Genomic DNA, 21,122 nt, shown 5'->3' on the forward strand with positions numbered 1-21,122 from the left:
GAAACGATGCATCGCCGATGGTAGTGTGGGGTTTCCCCATGTGAGAGTAGGTCATCGTCAAGATTAAATTCCGAAACCCCTATCTGCTGACGCAGGTAGGGGTTTTGTTTTGCCCGCAGGAAAGCTCCTTGTGTTTCTATGCAACTGTCTTGTGCATGGCTATCATGCGGGCCTCATTATCAGGGCGTAGTTCGCATGCTCACGTTGCTAGAACTTCTAAAGGATGGCCGTTTCCATTCGGGGCAGACATTAGGCGTGGCGCTCGGAATCAGCCGAAGTGCCGTGTGGAAGCAGTTGCAGCACTTGGAGGCTGAGCTGGGCCTGTCTGTTCATAAGGTTCGAGGCAAGGGCTATCAATTGGCTAAGCCGTTGGTGCTTTTGAATATGGCTGAGATTGGTGCAGAAGAGCCTTGTCAGTGGCCCGTCCATATATTTGATTCTATTGACTCGACCAATGCAGAAGCGTTGCGTTTCATAGAGCGCGGAGTACAGGCGCCGTTCCTTATTTTGGCTGAGCGGCAGACTGCTGGGCGTGGTCGCCGTGGTCGGAAGTGGGTCAGTCCGTTTGCGGATAATCTCTATTACAGCCTGGTGTTACGTATCGATGGTGGGATGCGCCGGATTGAAGGGTTGAGTCTCGTCGTAGGGCTGGCTGTCTTGCGTGCCTTGCACGATATGGGTGTTTTGGAGGCGGGCCTGAAATGGCCTAACGATATCCTGGTCGGCTCGAAGAAAATCGCAGGCATCCTCCTTGAGCTGGTTGGTGATCCAGCAGACGTCTGTCATGTTGTCCTTGGGGTCGGAATCAATGTGAACATGCAGTCTGCTGCTGAAGTTGATCAGCAGTGGACATCCATGAGTCTTGAGGCGGGCAGAACTTTCGATCGGAATGAGCTGGTTGTGCGTTTAGGTGTCAGCCTTCAGCGATACCTGAGGTTGCATCAAGTGTCCGGGTTTTCGGCAATCCAGGAGGAGTGGGAGCGACATCATTTGTGGCAGGGGCGTTCCGTGTCGCTGGTTGCTGGTGCAAATCGTATTGACGGCGTTGTGTTGGGGATTGATCGCCAGGGTGCGCTGCGTTTGAAGGTAGATGACGTGGAAAAAATCTTTAGTGGTGGTGAGCTCAGCCTGAGGTTGCGTGATGATTCTTGAGCTCGATTGTGGCAACAGTTTTATCAAATGGCGCGTTCTGGGTGCTGATGGCGCGACGCCTGTAGATGGCGGGGTGGCTGCCTCTGATGCTGATCTAATCGCCTGTTTGAGTGACGCTGAAAAATTCCAGCTTAAGAAGTGCCGTCTTGTCAGTGTGCGGACCCAGGAAGAAACGGAGTCGTTGATCGCCTCGTTGGTTAATGCGTTTGGAGTATCCGTAGCGCGCGCCGTGTCCACTCGGGAGATGTCGGGTGTCAGAAATGGCTACGAGGATTTTGAGCGATTGGGGCTTGATAGATGGCTGGCTTTGCTCGGGGGGGTTCACCTCGCCTCGGGAGCCTGTCTGGTGCTCGATTTCGGTACGGCCATTACGGCCGATTTCGTAGGTGCAGATGGCGAGCATCTAGGGGGGTTTATTTGCCCGGGGTTGCCTTTGATGCGTAATCAGTTGCGTACACATACCCGGCGAATTCGTTATGACGATATGGCCGCAGAGCGCGCCCATGAAAGCCTTGAGCCAGGTCGCACCACTGTCGAAGCGGTTGAGCGTGGTTGTATGTTGATGCTCAGAGGGTTTGTGCTGACTCAGCTTGAATTGGCCCGACAGTATTGGGGAAAGGATTTCGTTGTGTTTCTGACAGGTGGGGACGCTAATCTGGTTTCGGGCGTTGTCCCGGCTGCCAGGGTGGTGCCTGATCTGGTTTTTGTCGGTCTGGCGATGGCCTGTCCTTTGTCCTGAGGTTTTTATGCGTTGGCTGTTCTTGCTCCTATTGGTTTTGAATGTCTTCTACTACGTTTGGCACCAGCAGGAGGCTCCGCTTCGAGCAAAGGATGTGACTCCGCTGAATCTGTATCGGGGCTCGCAACAAGACATTCATCTTTTGAGCGAAACGGCTGATGCGCTGGTCAGGCGTGATGCGAGCAAGCCTGGGGAATCGCCAAAGACCTGTGCTTATCTGGGCGGTTTCAGTCGCCTGGAGATAGCCAGGCAACTGGAGCAACGACTCGCGGCGTCAGGAATCATTGCACGTGCTGCGCCTTTGAGTTCGCCTGAGGCCGGGGGAGGGTTCTGGGTTCAAGTTCCCTCAGAGCATACTGCGAAATTGAATGAGGCATTGCTTCAAAACCTTTCCAGAGAATTCAATGAGTTAAAACATAAAATAATGCCTTGTGAGGGGGTTGCGCCCTCAGGGTAGTTTGCATAGAATGGCGCCCGCTTCGCAGCGAAGACCTTTAAAGGTTGGCGGTGTGGAGCAAGGTCAACGCAGCTAACCTCAGGTTTTTAATGAGAAAATGGTTGACAGAAGGCTGGCATGATGTAGAATGCCGGCTCGCTTAGGAGGGGTTCCCGAGCGGCCAAAGGGATCAGACTGTAAATCTGACGTCTACGACTTCGAAGGTTCGAATCCTTCCCCCTCCACCAGTTTTAGCGTGAGCTGCAAGCTCCGCGGGTATAGTTTAGTGGTAGAACCTCAGCCTTCCAAGCTGATGATGCGGGTTCGATTCCCGCTACCCGCTCCAAGTTTGCAGGTTGTGCGAAGTGTTTTGCTCTTGTAGCTCAGTTGGTAGAGCACACCCTTGGTAAGGGTGAGGTCAGCGGTTCAAATCCGCTCAAGAGCTCCATCTAACAAGGCAGATATGAAAATATCTGCCTTTGTTTTAATGGTTAGTGTGACTTGCTAATTTCTTCTCCTAGGGGTGATTTCGATGGCTAAGGAAAAGTTCGAACGTAATAAGCCGCACGTCAACGTTGGTACCATTGGTCACGTCGACCACGGTAAAACCACTCTGACCGCTGCTCTGACTCGTGTCTGCTCCGAAGTTTTCGGCTCGGCCAAGGTTGAGTTCGACAAGATCGACAGCGCCCCGGAAGAGAAGGCTCGTGGTATCACCATCAACACCGCTCACGTTGAATACGATTCGGCCGTGCGTCACTACGCGCACGTTGACTGCCCAGGTCACGCCGACTACGTAAAAAACATGATCACCGGTGCTGCCCAGATGGACGGCGCGATCCTGGTTTGCTCGGCCGCCGATGGTCCGATGCCACAAACCCGTGAGCACATCCTGCTGTCCCGTCAGGTTGGCGTTCCATACATCGTTGTCTTCCTGAACAAGGCTGACATGGTTGATGACGCAGAGCTGCTGGAACTGGTCGAGATGGAAGTTCGCGATCTGCTGAGCACCTACGACTTCCCAGGTGACGACACTCCAATCGTTATCGGTTCGGCTCTGATGGCTCTGAACGGCCAAGACGACAACGAGATGGGCACTTCTGCTGTCAAGAAGCTGGTTGAAACCCTGGACAGCTACATTCCAGAACCAGAGCGCGCCATCGACAAGCCGTTCCTGATGCCAATCGAAGACGTGTTCTCGATCTCGGGTCGCGGTACTGTTGTGACTGGTCGTGTTGAGCGTGGCATCGTCCGCATCCAGGAAGAAGTTGAGATCGTCGGTCTGCGCGACACTCAGAAAACTACCTGCACCGGCGTTGAAATGTTCCGTAAGCTGCTGGACGAAGGTCGTGCTGGCGAGAACTGCGGCGTGCTGCTGCGCGGCACCAAGCGTGACGACGTAGAGCGTGGTCAGGTTCTGGTCAAGCCAGGCACCGTCAAGGCTCACACCAAGTTCACCGCAGAAGTTTATGTTCTGAGCAAGGAAGAAGGCGGTCGTCATACTCCGTTCTTCAAAGGCTACCGTCCACAGTTCTACTTCCGTACAACTGACGTGACTGGTAACTGCGAGCTGCCAGAAGGCGTTGAAATGGTAATGCCAGGTGACAACATTCAGATGACTGTCACCCTGATCAAGCCGATCGCGATGGAAGATGGTCTGCGTTTCGCTATTCGTGAAGGCGGTCGTACCGTCGGCGCCGGCGTCGTAGCCAAAGTCATCGAGTAAACAGTTGTAATGTCTTTTTCGGGCCGGCATAATGGTCGGCCTGATTTTGTTTTAGGTCAGTAGCTCAATTGGCAGAGCGACGGTCTCCAAAACCGTAGGTTGGGGGTTCGATTCCCTCCTGACCTGCCAGATTCACTCGTGTGTCTGGCTTTCTTTTCACAGGATCTTCATAGATGACTCCTAAAGCTGAAGCTGAAGGCTCTCGCTTCGATCTGCTCAAGTGGCTAGTGGTAGTCGCTTTGGTGGCTGTTGGCGTTGTTGGCAATCAGTATTTTTCTGCTTCGCCGATCCTGTACCGTGTACTTGCATTGCTTGCTATTGCTGCTGTTGCTGCCTTTGTAGGTCTGCAGACGGCTAAGGGCAGGTCTTTCTTTGTACTCGCTAAGGAAGCTCGCACCGAGATTCGTAAAGTCGTATGGCCAACTCGCCAAGAAACCACGCAAACCACGTTGATTGTCGTGGCTGTTGTTCTGGTGATGGCGTTGCTGTTGTGGGGGCTCGACTCCCTGCTCGGCTGGCTTGTTTCCTTGATTGTTGGCTAAGGGTGTCCCGTGGCTAAGCGTTGGTACGTTGTGCATGCTTACTCGGGTTACGAGAAGCATGTCATGCGCTCGCTGATAGAGCGCGTAAAGCTCGCTGGCATGGAAGATGGCTTTGGCGAAATTCTGGTCCCCACTGAAGAAGTGGTTGAGATGCGTAACGGCCAGAAACGCAAAAGTGAACGTAAGTTCTTCCCAGGTTACGTGCTGGTGCAGATGGATATGAACGAAGGGACTTGGCACTTGGTCAAGGACACCCCTCGGGTCATGGGCTTTATTGGCGGTACTGCTGATAAGCCTGCGCCGATTACAGACAAAGAGGCAGAAGCGATTCTGCGTCGCGTCGCTGATGGTAGCGACAAGCCCAAGCCGAAGACATTGTTTGAGCCAGGTGAAGTTGTACGTGTCACTGATGGTCCATTCGCTGACTTCAATGGCACGGTTGAAGAAGTTAACTACGAAAAGAGCCGGATCCAGGTGGCAGTGCTCATTTTCGGTCGCTCTACTCCGGTAGAGTTGGAGTTCAGTCAGGTCGAAAAGGTCTGATTGAACAGGCATCCCAACCCCACAGCCCAAGGCTGTGGGGTTTTGTCGTCACTGGGATAAACGCGCAAGTAACCGGGGAGCCTTTCGAGGCGTTCGAACCCGTAATTGGAGTGCCTCATGGCCAAGAAGATTACCGCTTACATCAAGCTGCAAGTGAAGGCCGCTCAGGCTAACCCAAGCCCACCCGTTGGTCCTGCTCTGGGTCAGCACGGCGTGAACATCATGGAATTCTGCAAGGCCTTCAACGCCCGTACCCAGGGTCTTGAGCCAGGTCTGCCGACTCCAGTGATCATCACTGTCTATAGCGACCGTAGCTTCACTTTCGAAACAAAAAGCACCCCTGCTTCGGTTCTGCTGAAGAAGGCTGCAGGTTTGACCAGCGGTTCCGCTCGTCCAAACACTGTTAAGGTTGGCACCGTTACCCGTGCTCAGCTGGAAGAAATCGCGAAAACCAAAAACGCGGATCTGACTGCAGCTGATATGGATGCAGCCGTGCGTACTATCGCCGGTTCTGCTCGTAGCATGGGCCTTAACGTGGAGGGTGTGTAATGGCTAAGCTGACCAAGCGTCAAAAGGCTATCGCCAGCAAAATCGAAGCAGGCAAGGCCTACAACTTTGTAGATGCCGCTGCCCTGCTGGCCGAGCTGTCGACTGTCAAGTTCAGCGAGTCGTTCGACGTTGCTGTAAACCTGGGTGTTGATCCACGTAAATCCGACCAGGTCGTTCGTAGCGCTACCGTGCTGCCACACGGCACTGGCAAGACCGTTCGCGTTGCCGTCTTCACTCAGGGCCCAGCAGCTGAAGCTGCTCTGGCTGCTGGTGCTGACCGCGTAGGCATGGACGATCTGGCTGCCGAAATGAAAGGCGGCGAGTTGAACTACGACGTCGTTATCGCATCCCCGGATGCCATGCGTGTTGTAGGTCAACTGGGTCAGATTCTCGGTCCACGTGGCCTGATGCCTAACCCTAAAGTTGGCACCGTAACGCCAGACGTAGCGACCGCGGTCAAGAACGCCAAGGCTGGTCAGGTTCGTTATCGCACCGACAAAAACGGCATCATCCACACCTCCGTTGGCAAGATCGGCTTCGATGCGGTCAAGCTGAAGGAGAACGTTGAAGCCCTGATCGCTGATCTGAAGCGCATCAAGCCAGCTTCTTCGAAAGGTATCTATGTCAAGCGCGTTACCCTGAGCACCACCATGGGCCCGGGTCTGGTCATCGACCAAAGCTCGCTCGACGCGTAAGACTCGAATTGGCGCAAGCGATTGCGCCAATTGAAAAATTGGGGTCCCTGCCTGGCGGGGGCTATCCAAGACCGTAGGCGACGCAAGTCTTAAACCACAAGCCTACGCAGATGGTGCTCCCGGTTCCTTACCGAATCAGACACCAAAACGACATTCGGTTCCGACCGAATGAAACGGTAACAAGCAGGAGTTAAACCCGTGGCAATTAAACTCGAAGACAAGAAGGCCATCGTCGCTGAAGTCAACGAGGCTGCCAAAGTCGCTCTGTCCGCTGTCGTGGCTGATGCCCGTGGCGTAACAGTAGGCGCTATGACCGGACTCCGTAAAGAGGCCCGCGAAGCTGGCGTTTATGTACGTGTTGTACGTAACACCCTGCTCAAGCGCGCTGTTGAAGGCACTCAATATGACGTGCTCAACGACGCGTTCGTCGGCCCGACCCTGATTGCATTCTCGAAAGAACATCCGGGCGCTGCCGCCCGTATCTTCAAAGAGTTCGCAAAGGGTCAGGACAAGTTCGAGATCAAGGCAGCTGCGTTCGAGGGCAAGTTCCTCGCAGCTAACCAAATCGACGTACTGGCAACTCTGCCGACCCGTGACGAAGCAATTTCTCAGCTGATGAGCGTGATTCAAGGCGCTACCAGCAAATTGGCTCGTACTCTGGCGGCAATTCGCGACCAGAAAGAAGCAGCTGCAGCCTGAGGCTGAGCGTTTCCTCTTCCGCGTATTTTTGTTTATTTCGATGGCCGTGCCGGCTATCCCCCAATTCAGGAATTGAGTCATGTCTCTGACTAACGAACAAATCATCGAAGCAATCGGCGAAAAATCCGTAATGGAAATCGTTGAGCTGATCAAGGCAATGGAAGAGAAGTTCGGCGTTACCGCCGCTGCTGCTACCGTTGCTGCTGCTGGTCCAGCTGCTGTCGTTGAAGAGCAAACCGAGTTCAACGTTGTTCTGGCTGCTGCTGGCGACAAGAAAGTCAACGTGATCAAGGCTGTTCGTGAACTGACCGGTCTGGGTCTGAAAGAAGCCAAGGAGAAGGTTGACACCGCTCCTCAGGTCATCGCTGAAGGCGTTTCGAAAGAAGCTGCTGAAGACGCGAAGAAGAAGCTGGAAGAAGCAGGCGCTACCGTCGAAATCAAGTAATTTCGACCTTGCGTCTCCAGCCCGAGCGTCGAGCGAAAGGCTGATGGCTGGTGGCTTTTGCCACCGGCCTTTTTCTGTTATTGGCAGCCGACTGGGTCGGTGCTGATAACAAGCTGTAACCACCCGAGGCGGTGGCGCAAACCATGGGGTTTGCACGATTTTCTGGCTGCTCCCGTCGGGAGAGGCCAAACAAGCAGGTGACCAAGCTGGGGAACGCTGATGGCTTACTCATATACTGAGAAAAAACGTATCCGCAAGGACTTTAGCAAGTTGCCGGACGTCATGGATGTGCCGTACCTCCTGGCCATCCAGCTGGATTCGTATCGTGAATTCTTGCAAGCGGGAGCGACTAAAGATCAGTTCCGCGACGTGGGCCTGCATGCGGCCTTCAAATCCGTTTTCCCGATCATCAGCTACTCCGGCAATGCTGCGCTGGAGTACGTCGGTTATCGTCTGGGCGAACCGGCATTTGATGTCAAAGAATGCGTATTGCGCGGCGTAACTTACGCCGTACCTTTGCGGGTAAAAGTGCGCCTGATCATTTTCGACAAAGAGTCGTCGAACAAAGCGATCAAGGACATCAAAGAGCAAGAAGTCTACATGGGTGAAATCCCCCTGATGACTGAAAACGGTACCTTCGTAATCAACGGTACCGAGCGTGTAATCGTTTCCCAGCTGCACCGTTCTCCGGGCGTGTTCTTCGACCACGACCGCGGCAAGACGCACAGCTCCGGCAAGCTGCTTTACTCCGCACGTATCATTCCTTACCGCGGCTCCTGGCTGGACTTCGAGTTCGACCCGAAAGACTGCGTGTTCGTGCGTATCGACCGTCGTCGCAAGCTGCCTGCATCGGTATTGCTGCGCGCGCTCGGCTATACCACCGAGGAAGTGCTCGACGCGTTCTACACCACCAACGTCTTCCATGTGCAAGGTGAAAACCTCAGCCTGGAACTGGTGCCTCAGCGCCTGCGCGGTGAAATCGCCGTTCTCGATATCCAGGATGACAAAGGCAAGGTCATTGTCGAGCAGGGTCGTCGTATCACCGCTCGTCATATCAACCAGCTGGAAAAGGCCGGAATCAAAGAGCTGCAAGTGCCCATGGACTACGTCCTCGGTCGCACCACGGCCAAGGCCATCGTTCACCCGGCCACTGGCGAGATCCTGGCAGAGTGCAACACCGAGCTGAACACTGAAATCCTGGCGAAGATCGTCAAGGCTCAGGTCGTTCGTATCGAAACGCTGTACACCAACGATATCGATTGTGGTCCGTTCATTTCCGATACGTTGAAGATCGACTCCACCGGCAACCAACTGGAAGCGCTGGTCGAGATCTATCGCATGATGCGTCCTGGCGAGCCGCCAACCAAAGATGCTGCCGAAACCCTGTTCAACAACCTGTTCTTCAGCCCAGAGCGCTATGACCTGTCTGCGGTCGGCCGGATGAAGTTCAACCGTCGTATCGGTCGCACCGAAATCGAAGGTTCGGGCGTACTGAACAAGGATGACATCGTTGCGGTACTCAAGACCCTGGTCGACATCCGTAACGGCAAGGGCATCGTCGATGACATCGACCACTTGGGTAACCGTCGTGTTCGCTGCGTCGGCGAAATGGCTGAGAACCAGTTCCGCGTTGGCCTGGTGCGTGTAGAGCGCGCGGTCAAGGAACGTCTGTCGATGGCTGAAAGCGAAGGCCTGATGCCGCAAGATCTGATCAACGCCAAGCCGGTAGCGGCTGCGGTGAAAGAGTTCTTCGGTTCGAGCCAGCTGTCCCAGTTCATGGACCAGAACAACCCGCTGTCCGAGATCACCCACAAGCGTCGTGTCTCTGCACTCGGCCCAGGCGGTCTGACTCGTGAGCGCGCAGGCTTCGAAGTTCGTGACGTACACCCGACCCACTACGGTCGCGTATGCCCGATCGAAACGCCGGAAGGTCCGAACATCGGTCTGATCAACTCCCTGGCTGCCTATGCACGCACCAACCAGTACGGCTTCCTGGAAAGCCCGTATCGCGTGGTGAAGGAAGGGCTGGTCACCGACGAGATCGTGTTCCTGTCCGCCATTGAAGAGGCCGATCACGTGATCGCCCAGGCTTCGGCGACCATGAACGAAAAAGGTCAGTTGATCGACGAGCTGGTAGCTGTTCGTCACCTGAACGAGTTCACGGTAAAGGCGCCGGAAGACGTCACCCTGATGGACGTTTCGCCCAAGCAGGTAGTATCGGTCGCGGCCTCGCTGATCCCGTTCCTCGAGCACGACGACGCCAACCGTGCGTTGATGGGTTCGAACATGCAGCGTCAGGCTGTACCGACCTTGCGTGCCGACAAGCCGCTGGTAGGTACTGGCATGGAGCGTAACGTTGCCCGTGACTCCGGCGTTTGCGTCGTGGCTCGTCGTGGTGGTGTGATCGACTCCGTCGATGCCAGCCGTATCGTGGTTCGCGTAGCCGATGACGAAGTTGAGCCAGGCGAAGCCGGTGTCGACATCTACAACCTGACCAAATACACCCGCTCCAACCAGAACACCTGCATCAACCAGCGTCCGCTGGTGAGCAAGGGTGATCGGGTACAGCGCAGCGACATCATGGCCGACGGCCCGTCCACCGACATGGGTGAACTGGCACTGGGTCAGAACATGCGCATCGCGTTCATGGCATGGAACGGCTTCAACTTCGAAGACTCCATCTGCCTGTCCGAGCGTGTAGTGCAGGAAGACCGCTTTACCACGATCCACATCCAGGAACTGACCTGTGTGGCGCGTGACACCAAGCTTGGCCCAGAGGAAATCACTGCGGACATCCCGAACGTGGGTGAAGCCGCTCTGAACAAACTGGACGAAGCCGGTATCGTTTATGTAGGTGCTGAAGTAGGCGCTGGCGACATCCTGGTTGGTAAGGTCACCCCTAAAGGCGAGACCCAGCTGACTCCGGAAGAAAAACTGCTGCGTGCCATCTTCGGTGAAAAAGCCAGCGACGTTAAAGACACCTCTCTGCGCGTGCCTACCGGCACCAAGGGTACTGTCATTGATGTACAGGTCTTCACTCGCGACGGCGTTGAGCGTGATGCTCGTGCCCTGTCCATCGAGAAGAGCCAGCTGGACGAGATTCGCAAGGACCTGAACGAAGAGTTCCGTATCGTTGAAGGCGCCACTTTCGAACGGCTGCGCGCAGCGTTGGTCGGCCACAAGGTCGAAGGCGGCGCGGGCCTGAAGAAAGGTCAGGAAATCACCGACGAAGTGCTCGACGGTCTTGAACACGGCCAGTGGTTCAAGCTGCGCATGGCTGAAGATGCTCTGAACGAGCAGCTCGAGAAGGCCCAGGCCTATATCGTTGATCGTCGCCGACTGCTGGACGACAAGTTCGAAGACAAGAAGCGCAAGCTGCAGCAAGGCGATGACCTGGCTCCGGGCGTGCTGAAAATCGTCAAGGTCTACCTGGCAATCCGTCGTCGCATCCAGCCGGGCGACAAGATGGCCGGTCGTCACGGTAACAAGGGTGTGGTCTCCGTGATCATGCCGGTTGAAGACATGCCGCACGATGCCAACGGCACCCCGGTCGATGTCGTCCTCAACCCGCTCGGCGTACCTTCGCGTATGAACGTCGGTCAGATCCTTGAAACCCACCTGGGCCTCGCGGCCAAGGGCCTGGGCGAGAAGATCAACCGCATGCTCGAGGAGCAACGCAAGGTAGCCGACCTGCGCAAGTTCCTGCATGAGATCTACAACGAAATCGGTGGTCGCAACGAAGACCTCGACAGCTTCTCCGACCAGGAGATCCTGGATCTGGCGAAGAACCTCAAGGGCGGCGTTCCAATGGCCACTCCGGTGTTCGACGGTGCCAAGGAAGTTGAAATCAAGGCCATGCTGAAACTGGCAGACCTGCCGGAAAGCGGCCAGATGCAACTGTTCGATGGCCGTACCGGCAACAAGTTCGAGCGCCCGGTTACCGTTGGCTACATGTACATGCTGAAGCTGAACCACTTGGTAGACGACAAGATGCACGCTCGTTCTACCGGTTCTTACAGCCTGGTTACCCAGCAGCCGCTGGGTGGTAAGGCGCAGTTCGGTGGTCAGCGTTTCGGGGAGATGGAGGTCTGGGCACTGGAAGCGTACGGTGCTGCATACACTCTGCAGGAAATGCTCACAGTGAAGTCGGACGATGTGAACGGCCGGACCAAGATGTACAAAAACATCGTGGACGGCGATCACCGTATGGAGCCGGGCATGCCCGAGTCCTTCAACGTGTTGATCAAGGAAATTCGTTCCCTCGGCATCGATATCGATCTGGAAACCGAATAACACGTGACGCGAATCGAGAGCGGGGCTGTAGTGCCCGCTCTCTGCTCCGCCAGGAGGAAAGGCCTTGAAAGACCTACTGAATTTGCTGAAAAACCAGGGTCAAGTCGAAGAGTTCGACGCCATCCGTATTGGATTGGCCTCGCCTGAGATGATCCGTTCGTGGTCGTTCGGTGAAGTTAAAAAGCCGGAAACCATCAACTACCGTACGTTCAAACCCGAGCGTGACGGTCTGTTCTGCGCCAAGATCTTTGGCCCGGTAAAGGATTACGAGTGCCTGTGCGGTAAGTACAAGCGCTTGAAGCACCGTGGTGTGATCTGCGAGAAGTGCGGCGTTGAAGTCGCGCTGGCAAAAGTTCGTCGTGAGCGCATGGCGCACATTGAATTGGCATCGCCGGTTGCTCACATCTGGTTCCTGAAATCGCTGCCGTCCCGTATCGGCTTGCTGATGGACATGACCCTGCGTGATATCGAACGTGTTCTCTACTTCGAGAGCTATGTCGTTATCGATCCAGGTATGACCACCCTTGAAAAAGGTCAGCTGCTCAACGACGAACAGTACTTCGAAGCGCTGGAAGAGTTTGGCGACGATTTCGATGCCCGCATGGGTGCCGAAGCTGTCCGCGAACTGCTGCACGCGATCGACCTGGAACACGAGATTGGCCGTCTGCGCGAAGAAATCCCGCAGACCAACTCCGAAACCAAGATCAAGAAGCTGTCCAAGCGTCTGAAGTTGATGGAAGCCTTCCAAGGCTCCGGCAACCTGCCTGAGTGGATGGTGTTGACCGTTCTGCCGGTTCTGCCGCCAGACCTGCGTCCACTGGTTCCGCTCGATGGCGGTCGCTTCGCGACGTCCGACCTCAACGATCTGTATCGTCGAGTGATCAACCGTAACAACCGCTTGAAGCGCCTGCTCGATCTGTCCGCTCCGGACATCATCGTGCGCAACGAAAAGCGTATGTTGCAGGAGGCCGTCGACGCGTTGCTCGACAACGGTCGTCGTGGTCGCGCCATCACCGGCTCCAACAAGCGTCCTCTGAAATCCCTGGCCGACATGATCAAGGGTAAACAGGGTCGTTTCCGTCAGAACCTGCTCGGTAAGCGTGTTGACTACTCCGGTCGTTCGGTAATTACCGTAGGTCCGACCCTGCGTCTGCACCAGTGCGGTCTGCCTAAGAAAATGGCTCTGGAACTGTTCAAGCCGTTCATTTTCGGCAAGCTGGAAATGCGTGGTCTTGCTACCACCATCAAAGCCGCCAAGAAAATGGTCGAGCGCGAGCTGCCAGAGGTCTGGGACGTTCTCGCTGAAGTGATCCGCGAACACCCCGTACTGCTCAACCGTGCGCCGACCCTTCACCGTCTGGGTATCCAGGCGTTTGAACCGGTACTGATCGAAGGTAAGGCTATCCAGCTGCACCCTCTGGTCTGTGCTGCGTACAACGCCGACTTCGACGGCGACCAAATGGCCGTGCACGTACCGCTGACGCTGGAAGCCCAGCTGGAAGCGCGCGCGTTGATGATGTCCACCAACAACATCCTGTCGCCAGCCAACGGTGAACCAATCATCGTTCCGTCGCAGGACGTTGTATTGGGTCTGTACTACATGACTCGTGAAGCGATCAACGCCAAGGGCGAAGGTCGTGTATTCGCGGACCTGCAGGAAGTTGACCGTGTGTTCCGTGCCGGCGAAGCCGCACTGCACGCCAAGGTCAAGGTGCGGATCAACGAAACCGTTAACGATCGCGATGGCAACAGCGTGACCAACACTCGTATCGTCGACACCACTGTCGGCCGTGCGCTGTTGTTCCAGGTTGTGCCGAAAGGCCTGTCCTTCGACGTCGTCAACCTGCCGATGAAGAAAAAGGCGATCTCCAAGCTGATCAACCAGTGCTATCGCGTGGTGGGTCTGAAAGAGACCGTGATCTTCGCTGACCAGTTGATGTACACCGGTTTTGCTTATTCGACCATCTCCGGCGTTTCCATCGGTGTTAACGACTTCGTTATCCCGGATGAAAAAGCCCGCATCATCGGTACCGCTACCGAAGAAGTTAAAGAGATCGAGAGCCAGTACGCCTCCGGCCTGGTAACCCAGGGTGAGAAGTACAACAAAGTGATCGACCTCTGGTCGAAGGCGAACGATGAAGTCTCCAAGGCGATGATGGCCAACCTCTCGAAAGAGAAGGTCATCGACCGTCATGGCGACGAAGTCGAACAGGAATCCTTCAACTCGATGTACATGATGGCCGACTCGGGTGCACGGGGTTCTGCTGCGCAGATCCGTCAGCTCGCCGGTATGCGTGGCCTGATGGCCAAGCCGGACGGTTCCATCATCGAGACTCCGATTACCGCGAACTTCCGTGAAGGCCTGAGCGTACTCCAGTACTTCATTTCCACTCACGGTGCTCGTAAAGGTCTTGCGGATACCGCGTTGAAAACGGCGAACTCCGGTTACCTGACCCGTCGTCTGGTAGACGTGGCGCAGGACCTGGTGGTGACCGAGATCGATTGCGGCACCGAGCATGGCCTGGTCATGACGCCGCACATCGAAGGCGGTGACGTGGTAGAGCCGTTGGGTGAGCGCGTATTGGGTCGTGTCATTGCCCGTGACGTCTTCAAGCCGGGTACTGAGGATGTAATCGTTCCTGCTGGCACCCTGGTCGATGAGAAGTGGGTCGAGTTCATCGAGCTCAACAGCATCGACGAAGTGATCGTGCGCTCGCCGATCAGCTGCGAAACTCGCTACGGCATCTGTGCCAAGTGCTACGGTCGCGATCTGGCTCGTGGTCACCAGGTGAACATCGGTGAAGCGGTCGGCGTAATCGCTGCCCAGTCCATCGGTGAGCCGGGTACCCAGCTGACGATGCGTACGTTCCACATCGGTGGTGCTGCAAGCCGGACCTCCGCAGCCGACAGCGTTCAGGTGAAAAATGGCGGTACCGTCCGTCTGCACAACCTGAAGCACGTAGAGCGAGTGGACGGTCACCTGGTTGCGGTATCCCGTTCCGGTGAGCTGGCGATTGCAGATGACTTCGGTCGTGAGCGTGAGCGCTACAAGCTGCCATACGGTGCCGTGATTTCGGTCAAGGAAGGCGACAAGGTCGACGCTGGCGCCATCGTTGCCAAGTGGGACCCGCACACTCACCCGATCGTCACCGAGATGAAAGGTACCGTGACCTACGTGGGCATGGAAGAGGGCATCACGATCAAGCGTCAGACCGACGAATTGACCGGTATGACCAACATCGAAGTGCTCGACGTCAAAGACCGTCCGGCTGCTGGCAAGGACATCCGTCCTGCGGTGAAGATGGTCGACGACAATGGCAAGGACCTGTTGCTGCCAGGCACTGACGTAATCGCTCAGTACTTCCTGCCAGCCAACGCCTTGGTCGGTGTTGCGGACGGTGCGCAGATCGCGATCGGTGATGTTATCGCTCGTATCCCGCAGGAAACTTCGAAAACCCGTGACATCACCGGTGGTCTGCCGCGTGTTGCCGACTTGTTCGAAGCCCGTCGTCCGAAAGAGGCCTCGATCCTGGCTGAAGTCAGCGGCACCATCGCGTTCGGTAAAGAGACCAAGGGCAAGCGCCGTCTGGTCATTACACCGAATGACGGTAGCGATCCGTACGAAGAGTTGATTCCGAAGTGGCGCCACCTGAACGTCTTCGAAGGCGAACAGGTCAACCGCGGCGAAGTTATCTCCGACGGCCCGAGCGATCCTCACGACATCCTGCGTCTGCTGGGCGTGAGTGCGCTGGCCAAGTACATCGTGAACGAGATCCAGGACGTTTACCGTCTGCAAGGTGTGAAGATCAACGACAAGCACATCGAGACCATCCTGCGTCAGATGCTGCGTAAAGTTGAGATCACCGAGTCCGGCGATTCCAGCTTCATCAAGGGCGACCAGATGGAACTGACTCACGTGCTGGTGGAGAACGAGCGTCTGGCAGCCGAAGACAAGTTCGTTGCCAAGTTCACTCGCGTATTGCTGGGTATTACCAAGGCGTCGCTGTCCACCGAATCGTTCATCTCGGCGGCTTCCTTCCAGGAAACCACCCGTGTACTGACCGAAGCGGCGGTAACCGGCAAGCGCGATTATCTGCGTGGCCTGAAAGAAAACGTGGTCGTGGGTCGTCTGATCCCGGCAGGTACTGGTTTGGCCTATCACAGCGAGCGTAAGCGTCGCCGTGATGCAGACAAGCCTCTGCGCGTAAGCGCCAGTGAAGTGGAAGCTGCACTGACCGAAGCACTGAACTCGAGTGGTAACTGAGTTCTGCGGTAATTGAGTGCCTGGCCCTGATCACTCCGTTCGGCGGATCGAGACAAATTGTCGAGATTCGGCGGGCGGGGAGGTCGGGGCCTCGCCTTGACTGGGGCCAAGATCCTCTTTAGACTCTTGATCCCCTAAATTTGGCGGGAATTCGTTCCTGCCATTTTTGCTTTTCTTGTAAGACAATAGCGTCGCAAGACAACAGTGGAGCTAGTAGATGGCAACTATCAACCAGCTGGTACGTCAGCCGCGCAAGCGTATCGTCGAGAAATCCGACGTGCCTGCGCTGCAGAACTGCCCGCAACGTCGTGGCGTATGCACTCGTGTGTATACCACTACGCCGAAAAAACCTAACTCGGCACTGCGTAAAGTATGCCGTGTGCGTCTGACCAACGGTTTCGAGGTTTCCTCGTACATCGGTGGTGAAGGCCACAACCTGCAGGAGCACAGCGTGGTCCTGATCCGTGGCGGTCGTGTAAAAGACTTGCCAGGTGTTCGTTATCACACCGTTCGCGGCTCCTTGGATACCTCCGGCGTTAAAGGCCGTAACCAGGGTCGTTCGAAGTACGGTACCAAGCGTCCGAAGTAATCGGTCGTTTTGCAGTTTTCTTTTTTATTGAGTCGATAAGAGTAAGGTCGGGCACGCACCTGCTGTCCCGGGCTAACCTGAAGACCGTTTGAGGGCTTATCAATGCCAAGACGTCGCGTAGCAGCCAAACGTGAGATTCTGGACGATCCGAAATACGGAAGCCAGATTCTCGCCAAGTTCATGAACCACGTAATGGAAAGCGGCAAGAAAGCCGTTGCCGAGCGTATTGTTTATGGCGCACTGGACAAAGTTAAGGAACGCAAGAACAGCGATCCCCTGGAAATCTTCGAAAAAGCTCTCGACGCCATCGCTCCGCTGGTCGAAGTGAAGTCGCGCCGTGTAGGCGGTGCTACTTACCAGGTTCCGGTCGAAGTTCGTCCGTCCCGTCGTAACGCCCTGGCAATGCGCTGGTTGGTAGACTTCGCCCGCAAGCGCGGCGAGAAGTCCATGGCTCTGCGTTTGGCTGGCGAACTGTTGGACGCTGCTGAAGGTAAAGGTGCTGCAGTTAAGAAGCGTGAAGACGTGCACCGTATGGCTGAAGCCAACAAGGCTTTCTCGCACTACCGCTTCTAATTCTGGCGTCACTAATTTCGCGAGGGCTTTATGGCTCGTACAACTGATATCAAGCGCTACCGTAACATTGGTATCGTTGCTCACGTGGACGCGGGTAAAACCACTACCACTGAGCGCGTCCTGTTCTACACGGGCGTAAACCACAAAATGGGCGAGGTGCATGATGGCGCCGCGACCATGGACTGGATGGTACAAGAGCAGGAGCGGGGTATTACCATTACTTCCGCGGCTACCACTGCTTTCTGGGAAGGCTCCAACAAGCAATTCCCTAAGCACCGCTTCAACATCATCGACACCCCCGGCCACGTGGACTTCACCATTGAAGTAGAGCGTTCGCTGCGTGTGCTCGACGGTGCTGTCGTTGTGTTCTGTGGTACTTCGGGTGTTGAGCCTCAGTCGGAAACCGTATGGCGTCAGGCCAACAAGTACGGCGTTCCTCGTCTTGTCTACGTGAACAAGATGGACCGTGCCGGCGCCAACTTCCTGCGCGTCGTTGGTCAGATCAAGCAGCGTCTGGGTCACACTCCAGTGCCTATCCAGTTGGCTATCGGTGCCGAAGACAACTTCGAAGGTCAGATCGATCTGATGACCATGGAAGCTGTTCGCTGGAACGATAACGACAAGGGTATGGCTGCTGTTCGTGGTCCGATCCCGGCTGAGCTGCAAGAGCTGGCTGAAGAGTGGCGCAGCAATATGGTCGAGGCAGCTGCCGAAGCCAACGAAGAGCTGATGAACAAGTACCTGGAAGGCGAAGAGCTCACGATCGAAGAGATCAAGGGTGCTCTGCGTCAGCGTACTATCGCTGGTGAAATCGTTCTGGCTGTTTGCGGTTCTTCCTTCAAGAACAAGGGTGTTCCCCTGGTTCTCGACGCCGTTATCGACTATCTGCCTGCACCGGTCGACATTCCGGCCATCAAGGGTACCGACCCTGATGACGAAACTGTCGAAATGGAGCGTCACGCAGACGATGCTGAGCCGTTCTCGGCTCTGGCGTTCAAGATCGCTACCGACCCGTTCGTGGGTACCCTTACCTTTGCTCGTGTCTACTCGGGCGTGTTGAACTCCGGTGACGGCGTTATCAACTCGGTCAAGGGTAAAAAAGAGCGCGTGGGTCGTATGGTGCAGATGCACGCCAACACCCGCGAAGAGATCAAGGAAGTACGCGCTGGTGACATCGCGGCCCTGATCGGTATGAAGGACGTCACCACTGGTGACACCCTGTGCTCCGCTGACAAGCCAATCATCCTGGTTCGCATGGACTTCCCGGAGCCGGTTATCTCGGTTGCCGTTGAGCCAAAAACCAAGGATGACCAGGAAAAAATGGGTATCGCTCTGGGCAAGCTGGCTCAGGAAGACCCGTCTTTCCGCGTCAAAACCGATGAAGAGACTGGTCAGACGATCATCTCCGGCATGGGCGAATTGCACCTGGACATCCTGGTTGACCGGATGCGTCGTGAGTTCAACGTCGAAGCCAACATCGGTAAGCCGCAGGTTTCCTATCGTGAGAAGATCACGAAGTCCTGCGAGATCGAAGGCAAGTTCGTTCGTCAGTCCGGCGGTCGTGGCCAGTTCGGTCACTGCTGGATCCGTTTTGCACCTGCTGACGAAGGTCAGGAAGGTCTGCAGTTCCTGAACGAAGTAGTGGGTGGTGTGGTTCCGAAGGAATACATCCCGGCTATCCAGAAGGGTATCGAAGAGCAGATGAAGAACGGCGTTGTTGCCGGCTATCCGCTGATCGGCCTGAAGGCTACTGTGTTCGATGGTTCTTACCACGACGTCGACTCCAACGAGATGGCGTTCAAGGTGGCGGCCTCCATGGCGACCAAGCAGCTGGCTACCAAGGGTGGCGGTGTTGTGCTTGAGCCGATCATGAAGGTTGAAGTCGTAACACCTGAGGATTACATGGGCGACGTGATGGGTGACCTGAACCGTCGTCGCGGTCTGATCCAGGGTATGGAAGATACGGTCTCCGGCAAGGTTATCCGTGCCGAGGTTCCGCTGGGTGAGATGTTCGGTTATGCAACCGACGTTCGTTCCATGTCCCAGGGTCGCGCGAGCTACTCTATGGAATTCTCCAAATACTCCGAAGCTCCGTCGAACATCGTCGAAGCTCTCGTTAAAAAACAAGGCTGATTCAGCCCCTTTAGGCTAGGAGTTAATTGTCGTGGCTAAAGAAAAATTTGAACGTAACAAACCGCACGTCAACGTCGGCACCATCGGTCACGTTGACCACGGTAAAACCACTCTGACCGCTGCTCTGACTCGTGTCTGCTCCGAAGTTTTCGGCTCGGCCAAGGTTGAGTTCGACAAGATCGACAGCGCCCCGGAAGAGAAGGCTCGTGGTATCACCATCAACACCGCTCACGTTGAATACGATTCGGCCGTGCGTCACTACGCGCACGTTGACTGCCCAGGTCACGCCGACTACGTAAAAAACATGATCACCGGTGCTGCCCAGATGGACGGCGCGATCCTGGTTTGCTCGGCCGCCGATGGTCCGATGCCACAAACCCGTGAGCACATCCTGCTGTCCCGTCAGGTTGGCGTTCCATACATCGTTGTCTTCCTGAACAAGGCTGACATGGTTGATGACGCAGAGCTGCTGGAGCTGGTCGAGATGGAAGTTCGCGATCTGCTGAGCACCTACGACTTCCCAGGTGACGATACTCCAATCGTTATCGGTTCGGCTCTGATGGCTCTGAACGGCCAAGACGACAACGAAATGGGCACTTCTGCTGTCAAGAAGCTGGTTGAAACCCTGGACAGCTATATTCCAGAACCAGAGCGCGCCATCGACAAGCCGTTCCTGATGCCAATCGAAGACGTGTTCTCGATCTCGGGTCGCGGTACTGTTGTGACTGGTCGTGTTGAGCGTGGCATCGTCCGCATCCAGGAAGAAGTTGAGATCGTCGGTCTGCGCGACACTCAGAAAACTACCTGCACCGGCGTTGAAATGTTCCGTAAGCTGCTGGACGAAGGTCGTGCTGGCGAGAACTGCGGCGTGCTGCTGCGTGGCACCAAGCGTGACGACGTAGAGCGTGGTCAGGTTCTGGTCAAGCCAGGCACCGTCAAGGCTCACACCAAGTTCACCGCAGAAGTTTATGTTCTGAGCAAGGAAGAAGGCGGTCGTCATACTCCGTTCTTCAAAGGCTACCGTCCACAGTTCTACTTCCGTACAACTGACGTGACTGGTAACTGCGAGCTGCCAGAAGGCGTTGAAATGGTAATGCCAGGTGACAACATTCAGATGACTGTCACCCTGATCAAGCCGATCGCGATGGAAGATGGTCTGCGTTTCGCTATCCGTGAAGGCGGTCGTACCGTCGGCGCCGGCGTCGTAGCCAAAGTCATCGAATAAGACTCTTGTAGAGTCAGCTCGATGAGTTGAAAAAGCCCCCGCTTAGCGGGGGCTTTTTTATTGAGTTGACACCTACCAGGGGCGTCTATAGAATTGCGCCTCCTTTTAACGGGCGTATTGCGCCCGGTGGGAATAGCAGCCGGAGTCTGAAATCCAATGCAAAATCAGCAAATCCGTATCAGGTTGAAGGCCTTTGACCATCGCCTGATCGACCAATCCACCCAGGAAATCGTGGAAACCGCGAAACGTACTGGTGCTCAAGTGCGTGGTCCTATTCCACTGCCTACCCGTAAAGAGCGGTTTACCGTTCTGGTCTCCCCGCACGTCAACAAAGACGCGCGTGACCAGTACGAGATCCGTACTCATAAGCGCGTTCTGGACATCGTTCAGCCAACGGATAAAACCGTTGATGCACTTATGAAGCTCGATCTTGCGGCCGGTGTGGAAGTGCAGATCAGCCTCGGCTAAGACTCGGTCTTGGTCGTGTAACGCTCTGAAATGGGCGGCCATAGCGGGTGA

The 21,122-nt window shown here is 55.7% G+C and carries 17 protein-coding genes and 4 tRNA genes; all 21 read left to right on the forward strand.

The features are described 5' to 3' along the window. Positions 1–195: 195 nt before the first annotated feature. The 21 genes from birA to rpsJ all read left to right on the forward strand — a co-directional run bounded on the left by birA (position 196) and on the right by rpsJ (position 21,071). Positions 196–1,152, forward strand: coding sequence for a bifunctional biotin--[acetyl-CoA-carboxylase] ligase/biotin operon repressor BirA (gene birA, locus EGM97_RS24130; RefSeq protein ID WP_238965559.1), 957 nt, complete (start codon positions 196–198; stop codon positions 1,150–1,152). Continuing rightward, entirely contained in the window at positions 1,142–1,891 is a 750-nt protein-coding gene (locus EGM97_RS24135; protein WP_238965558.1) for a pantothenate kinase, read from the forward strand. Before birA ends, EGM97_RS24135 begins: the two co-directional genes overlap by 11 nt. Positions 1,892–1,898: 7 nt before the next feature. After that, entirely contained in the window at positions 1,899–2,348 is a 450-nt protein-coding gene (locus tag EGM97_RS24140; protein WP_238965557.1) for a hypothetical protein, read from the forward strand. 142 nt (positions 2,349–2,490) lie between these two features. After that, positions 2,491–2,575 (forward strand) — tRNA-Tyr (locus EGM97_RS24145). A 24-nt stretch (positions 2,576–2,599) separates the two neighbouring features. Further along, a tRNA-Gly gene (locus tag EGM97_RS24150) sits at positions 2,600–2,673 on the forward strand. Between the two features lie 26 nt (positions 2,674–2,699). Further along, positions 2,700–2,775, forward strand: a tRNA-Thr gene (locus EGM97_RS24155). An 84-nt stretch (positions 2,776–2,859) separates the two neighbouring features. After that, positions 2,860–4,053 (forward strand): elongation factor Tu, encoded by a 1,194-nt coding sequence (gene tuf / locus EGM97_RS24160; protein ID WP_053151959.1) that lies wholly within the window; start codon positions 2,860–2,862, stop codon positions 4,051–4,053. Positions 4,054–4,106: 53 nt separating this feature from the next. Continuing rightward, positions 4,107–4,182: transfer RNA gene (locus EGM97_RS24165), tRNA-Trp, on the forward strand. Positions 4,183–4,226: 44 nt separating this feature from the next. After that, positions 4,227–4,595 (forward strand): preprotein translocase subunit SecE, encoded by a 369-nt coding sequence (gene secE, locus EGM97_RS24170; RefSeq protein ID WP_477788867.1) that lies wholly within the window; start codon positions 4,227–4,229, stop codon positions 4,593–4,595. Between the two features lie 9 nt (positions 4,596–4,604). After that, entirely contained in the window at positions 4,605–5,138 is a 534-nt protein-coding gene (gene nusG, locus EGM97_RS24175) for a transcription termination/antitermination protein NusG (RefSeq protein WP_010443972.1), read from the forward strand. A gap of 117 nt (positions 5,139–5,255) precedes the next feature. After that, on the forward strand, positions 5,256–5,687 hold the full coding sequence (gene rplK / locus EGM97_RS24180; RefSeq protein WP_003176435.1) for a 50S ribosomal protein L11: 432 nt from the start codon (positions 5,256–5,258) through the stop codon (positions 5,685–5,687). After that, entirely contained in the window at positions 5,687–6,382 is a 696-nt protein-coding gene (rplA, locus tag EGM97_RS24185) for a 50S ribosomal protein L1 (RefSeq protein WP_232778006.1), read from the forward strand. The genes rplK and rplA overlap by 1 nt, the downstream gene beginning before the upstream one ends. Before the next feature lie 198 nt (positions 6,383–6,580). Beyond that, positions 6,581–7,081 carry a 50S ribosomal protein L10 gene (gene rplJ / locus EGM97_RS24190; RefSeq protein WP_024776458.1) on the forward strand — a complete coding sequence of 167 codons (501 nt, stop codon included), beginning with the start codon at positions 6,581–6,583 and terminating at the stop codon, positions 7,079–7,081. Between the two features lie 79 nt (positions 7,082–7,160). Beyond that, entirely contained in the window at positions 7,161–7,526 is a 366-nt protein-coding gene (rplL, locus tag EGM97_RS24195) for a 50S ribosomal protein L7/L12 (protein WP_072399285.1), read from the forward strand. A gap of 219 nt (positions 7,527–7,745) precedes the next feature. Further along, positions 7,746–11,819, forward strand: a complete 4,074-nt coding sequence (gene rpoB, locus EGM97_RS24200) for a DNA-directed RNA polymerase subunit beta (protein ID WP_053149728.1) — start codon at positions 7,746–7,748, stop codon at positions 11,817–11,819. Positions 11,820–11,883: 64 nt separating this feature from the next. Beyond that, on the forward strand, positions 11,884–16,083 hold the full coding sequence (rpoC, locus tag EGM97_RS24205; RefSeq protein WP_053149726.1) for a DNA-directed RNA polymerase subunit beta': 4,200 nt from the start codon (positions 11,884–11,886) through the stop codon (positions 16,081–16,083). Between the two features lie 217 nt (positions 16,084–16,300). Beyond that, complete coding sequence (rpsL, locus tag EGM97_RS24210; protein ID WP_003186084.1) at positions 16,301–16,672, forward strand: 30S ribosomal protein S12; 372 nt, start codon at positions 16,301–16,303, stop codon at positions 16,670–16,672. A gap of 102 nt (positions 16,673–16,774) precedes the next feature. Then, positions 16,775–17,245, forward strand: a complete 471-nt coding sequence (gene rpsG, locus EGM97_RS24215; protein ID WP_003186074.1) for a 30S ribosomal protein S7 — start codon at positions 16,775–16,777, stop codon at positions 17,243–17,245. 30 nt (positions 17,246–17,275) lie between these two features. Continuing rightward, positions 17,276–19,378 (forward strand): elongation factor G, encoded by a 2,103-nt coding sequence (gene fusA, locus EGM97_RS24220; RefSeq protein ID WP_053149723.1) that lies wholly within the window; start codon positions 17,276–17,278, stop codon positions 19,376–19,378. A 31-nt stretch (positions 19,379–19,409) separates the two neighbouring features. Continuing rightward, positions 19,410–20,603 (forward strand): elongation factor Tu, encoded by a 1,194-nt coding sequence (gene tuf / locus EGM97_RS24225; RefSeq protein ID WP_053151959.1) that lies wholly within the window; start codon positions 19,410–19,412, stop codon positions 20,601–20,603. A gap of 156 nt (positions 20,604–20,759) precedes the next feature. Continuing rightward, positions 20,760–21,071 (forward strand): 30S ribosomal protein S10, encoded by a 312-nt coding sequence (gene rpsJ, locus EGM97_RS24230; RefSeq protein WP_003186070.1) that lies wholly within the window; start codon positions 20,760–20,762, stop codon positions 21,069–21,071. Positions 21,072–21,122: the final 51 nt, after the last annotated feature.

The organism is Pseudomonas sp. AF32, from assembly GCF_022342325.2.
GTDB lineage: Bacteria > Pseudomonadota > Gammaproteobacteria > Pseudomonadales > Pseudomonadaceae > Aquipseudomonas > Aquipseudomonas uvaldensis.

Bases quoted from the DNA above. Each gene is read 5' to 3' on its own strand.
- birA (WP_238965559.1), top strand. From the start codon at position 196: ATGCTCACGTTGCTAGAACTTCTAAAGGATGGCCGTTTCCATTCGGGG.
- EGM97_RS24135 (WP_238965558.1), top strand. From the start codon at position 1,142: ATGATTCTTGAGCTCGATTGTGGCAACAGTTTTATCAAATGGCGCGTT.
- EGM97_RS24140 (WP_238965557.1), top strand. From the start codon at position 1,899: ATGCGTTGGCTGTTCTTGCTCCTATTGGTTTTGAATGTCTTCTACTAC.
- tuf (WP_053151959.1), top strand. From the start codon at position 2,860: ATGGCTAAGGAAAAGTTCGAACGTAATAAGCCGCACGTCAACGTTGGT.
- secE (WP_477788867.1), top strand. From the start codon at position 4,227: ATGACTCCTAAAGCTGAAGCTGAAGGCTCTCGCTTCGATCTGCTCAAG.
- rplK (WP_003176435.1), top strand. From the start codon at position 5,256: ATGGCCAAGAAGATTACCGCTTACATCAAGCTGCAAGTGAAGGCCGCT.
- rplA (WP_232778006.1), top strand. From the start codon at position 5,687: ATGGCTAAGCTGACCAAGCGTCAAAAGGCTATCGCCAGCAAAATCGAA.
- rplL (WP_072399285.1), top strand. From the start codon at position 7,161: ATGTCTCTGACTAACGAACAAATCATCGAAGCAATCGGCGAAAAATCC.
- rpoB (WP_053149728.1), top strand. From the start codon at position 7,746: ATGGCTTACTCATATACTGAGAAAAAACGTATCCGCAAGGACTTTAGC.
- rpsL (WP_003186084.1), top strand. From the start codon at position 16,301: ATGGCAACTATCAACCAGCTGGTACGTCAGCCGCGCAAGCGTATCGTC.
- rpsG (WP_003186074.1), top strand. From the start codon at position 16,775: ATGCCAAGACGTCGCGTAGCAGCCAAACGTGAGATTCTGGACGATCCG.
- fusA (WP_053149723.1), top strand. From the start codon at position 17,276: ATGGCTCGTACAACTGATATCAAGCGCTACCGTAACATTGGTATCGTT.
- rpsJ (WP_003186070.1), top strand. From the start codon at position 20,760: ATGCAAAATCAGCAAATCCGTATCAGGTTGAAGGCCTTTGACCATCGC.